The sequence below is a fragment of the Psychrilyobacter sp. genome (assembly GCF_049671765.1).
Classification (GTDB): Bacteria; Fusobacteriota; Fusobacteriia; order Fusobacteriales; family Fusobacteriaceae; genus Psychrilyobacter.
On sequence record NZ_JBATVM010000192.1, the window covers coordinates 1 to 3,827 of the forward strand.

Annotated in this window: 4 protein-coding genes; all 4 read right to left on the reverse strand. The window is 32.0% G+C overall.

Features of this window, described 5'->3' with window-relative positions; genetic code table 11:
* A partial coding sequence (gene rph, locus WBG30_RS09595) for a ribonuclease PH (protein ID WP_424504437.1) occupies positions 1–666 on the reverse strand: 666 nt, incomplete at its 3' end.
* A 27-nt stretch (positions 667–693) separates the two neighbouring features.
* A complete protein-coding gene (locus tag WBG30_RS09600) occupies positions 694–2,451 on the reverse strand; it encodes an ABC transporter ATP-binding protein (protein WP_424504434.1) in 1,758 nt (585 codons plus the stop codon).
* 1 nt (position 2,452) lies between these two features.
* The gene (lpxB, locus tag WBG30_RS09605; RefSeq protein ID WP_424504435.1) at positions 2,453–3,523 is read right to left on the reverse strand and encodes a lipid-A-disaccharide synthase; all 1,071 of its coding nucleotides are present in this window, start codon (positions 3,521–3,523) and stop codon (positions 2,453–2,455) included.
* Between the two features lie 12 nt (positions 3,524–3,535).
* On the reverse strand, positions 3,536–3,827 hold a 292-nt coding region (lpxI, locus tag WBG30_RS09610; protein WP_424504436.1), incomplete at its 5' end, for a UDP-2,3-diacylglucosamine diphosphatase LpxI domain-containing protein.

Consider the following 3,827-nt stretch of genomic DNA (forward strand, 5'->3'; position numbering starts at 1 on the left):
AGCTAGATCTAATAGACCATTTAATTCTTTTCTTGTAAATGTAGTTTCCTCTCCTGTACCTTGTACTTCAACAAATTCCATCTCAGAGTTCATTATTACATTCATATCTACATCTGCATTAGCATCCTCAGTATATTTAAGATCTAACATAGGAACTCCACCGACTACTCCTACACTGATAGCAGCTACATTTGAAATTATTGGAGACACTTCTAACTTACCATCTGCAACTAATTTATTTATTGCTATGGCAAGAGCTACATATCCACCAGTTATAGAAGCCGTTCTTGTTCCTCCGTCAGCTTGAATAACATCACAGTCAATAGTTATACTTCTTTCTCCTAATTTACCCATGTCCAAACATGCTCTAAGAGATCTTCCAATTAATCTTTGAATCTCCATAGTTCTTCCACCTAATTTACCCATCGAAGCTTCTCTTCTATTTCTATCTTCAGTGGCTCTTGGTAACATAGAATATTCTGCTGTAAGCCAGCCTTTACCTGTTTTTTTTAAAAATCTAGGTACACTCTCACTTACAGAGGCAGTACAAATTACTTTTGTATTTCCCATCTCTATCAATACAGATCCTTCAGCATGGATAGTGAATCCTGTTATTAAATTTACTTGTCTCAAGTCTTCATTCGTTCTTTTGTCATCTCTTAAAATACTCATTATTTATGTCTCCTATATAATTTATTCTTCTCCAAATTGTGTTTCATATAATTTTTTATAAATTCCATCACAAGATAATAATTCCTCATGACTTCCTGATTCTGCTATTTTTCCTTTGTCCATAACTACGATCTTATCTGCATTAACTATTGTAGACAATCTATGGGCTATTACAAAGGTTGTCCTTCCTACCATTAATTTTTCTAAAGCGTCTTGAACCAATCTTTCAGATTCTGTATCTAGAGCAGATGTAGCTTCATCTAAGATCATGATTTCAGGATTTTTTAGGAGTGCACGAGCTATGGCTATTCTTTGTTTTTGACCACCAGATAATAGTGTCCCTCGCTCTCCAACCTCTTGATCATATCCATCTTCAAACTCTATTATAAAGTTATGAGCATTAGCCATCTTCGCAGCATTTATAACATCCTCTTTCGTTACTTCTCTTCCTGCACCATAAAGAATGTTAGAGTATATCGTACCACTAAATAAAAATGTCTCTTGAGGAACTATTCCTATATGGTCTCTTAATCCTTTCATTTTTAGATCTCGTATATCCATTCCATCTATAGTTATAGAACCATCTTCAATCTCATAAAATCTAGGAATTAAATTTACCAAGGTTGTTTTCCCACTTCCACTCCTACCTACTAAAGCTACTATCTCTCCAGCATTTGCTTCAAAATTAACATTGTCTATGGCATACTCCAAATCTTTACCATATTTAAATTTTAAATTTTCAAATTTTACCTTAGGTAAAAGATCCCCATAATCTGATGCATTTTCTTTTTCTACTACTTCTGGTACTTCTTCTAGTAACTCCATTACTCTATCAGCTGAAGGCATTATAGACATTAGTTCACTACCTCTTTTAATTACTTTTTTTAGCGGTTCAAACATAAGTCCCAATGAAGTTAAAAATGATACCAAATCTCCAGCTGTAAAGTTTGCGTCAACGATAACTTTATTTCCACCATAGAGTAATACACCTACAGTTAAAGTAGTAGTTACTATTTCATTTATAGGTGAGATCCTTGCCTCTACCTTCTTATTTCTATATTCAGTATTCAATACTTCCATATTTTTTTCTTCATATTTTTTTATCTCATTTTCCTCAGTTGCAAATGCTTTTACAACTCTGATTCCAGATAGAGATTCTTGAATAAGAGAGTTTAGTTCCCCTCTCTGGTCTTGTCTTTTTCTTGCGGTTTTTTTTATTTTTTTCAAAATTTTCTTTAGAATCACCATCATGGCAGGTAGCAACACCAAGGTCATTAGAGCTAACAATATATCGATTCTAAATAACCCTATAAGTAGTACCGTTATCGTTAAAAATTCTGGTAGGATCTGAAATATCATAAATCCAATCTTACCTAAGTTTCCTGCATCGCCACTAATCCTTGCCATTATCTCCCCTTGAGGAGTTCTATCAAAATAAGAATGACTCAATTTATGAAGATGTCTATAGATATCTTGCTGGATATCTCTTACTACTAATCTAGTTGTATAAGAAGAAAAAATTTCCTTATAGTACATGGCAAATCCTTTTATAATAGTTGCTATAACCAAACCACCCGATACCAATATTAGCTTTTTCATATCTTTTGCTATAAGTACATCATCCATCAATGATTTAGATAACCATGCTGGAAGGGCTTTTGTTAATCCTACAATTAAAGATAACACTACAATAAGAATAAATCTGTATTTATAGTTCATCCCATATTCAATCATCTTTTTTAATGATGTTTTTTGAATTTTTGTTTTTATATTATTCATATTACTTCCCTTTTAAAAAGAATTTAGCGTACTTTTCTATTATATTATTTCCGCCTAGTTTTTCTATTATTTCACCTATCTGTTTCTCAAAATATTCCCTGTTATTTTCTATATTTTGTATTGCATCTAGGATATTATCCCTATTGCAGTCTCCTTGTAGGAGTTCTTTATAAACTTCTCTATCTAGCGCCAAATTAGGTAAAGAAACATATTTTAATTTTAATATATGTTTCCCTATAAATCCACTCAGTTTATCTATCTTATAGATTACAACTCCTGGTAATCCCAAAAGTGCCAACTCTAATATTACCGTCCCTGAAGCTGCTATGGCATATTTAGATTGTTTTACTACATCTTTGAGAGATAGATCATCTATAATTTCTAAGTTTTTATACTTGCTTATATCCAAATCCATCCATTTTAGGTGTTCACTTTTGGCTAACTTTAATATAAAGTTTTCATTAACAGATTTTTCTACGACTTCTAGCATTATAGGAAGAAGTTTTTGTACCTCTTTTTTTCGACTACCGGGGAGTAAAAGTATCTTTTCTTCCCTATTGTCTATTCGTTTATAGATATCTAAAAATGGATTACCATAATAGATCACATCTATTCCATGTTTTTTATAAAAATCTACTTCCCATGGAAATATAACTACTATATGATCTACATGTCTTAATTTTTCTACACGTTTTTCTCCCCAAACCCAAACTTTAGGAGGGATATAATAGTATATCTCTATATCTTCTATATTTTTTTTTAGGAGTTCCATAAATTTTAAATTGAATCCCCCATAATCTACTAAGATTACTTTCTTGATACCTTCTTTTTTTATAAACTCTATATATTCATATAGTTTTTTTTTCAAAAATTTATATTTTTTTAAAGCTTCCCAAAATCCCATTACAGCTAATTCATCTATATCCTGTATAACAGTAACACCAGCTTCTTTGGAGTGCTTTCCTGCTACTCCAAAAAAACTGGCATTGTTGTCAATTTTATTCATTGCATTTACAAGATATGATAGGTGTAGATCCCCTGAAATTTCACCTGTGGAAACAAAATACTTCATACTGTCCCTCCCCTATACCTTTACTCCTACAATGAAAATATTATTTTCATTTGCTAACTTTATGCTCTCTTCTTTATCTAAAAATAACATCTTATTAGCTTCTGCAACTATGCCTCTTCCACCGATAGATATTATTTTTTTTATGGTATCTAAACCAATTGCTGGTATATCTACCCTCATATCTTGTTGAGGTCTAGCCATCTTAACCAAAATACAGCTGTCACCTGCATATTCATAGGCCCTTTCAATAGTCTTGTCAGTTCCCTCTATGCCCTCTAAAGTAATGATTGAACCATCTTTACAC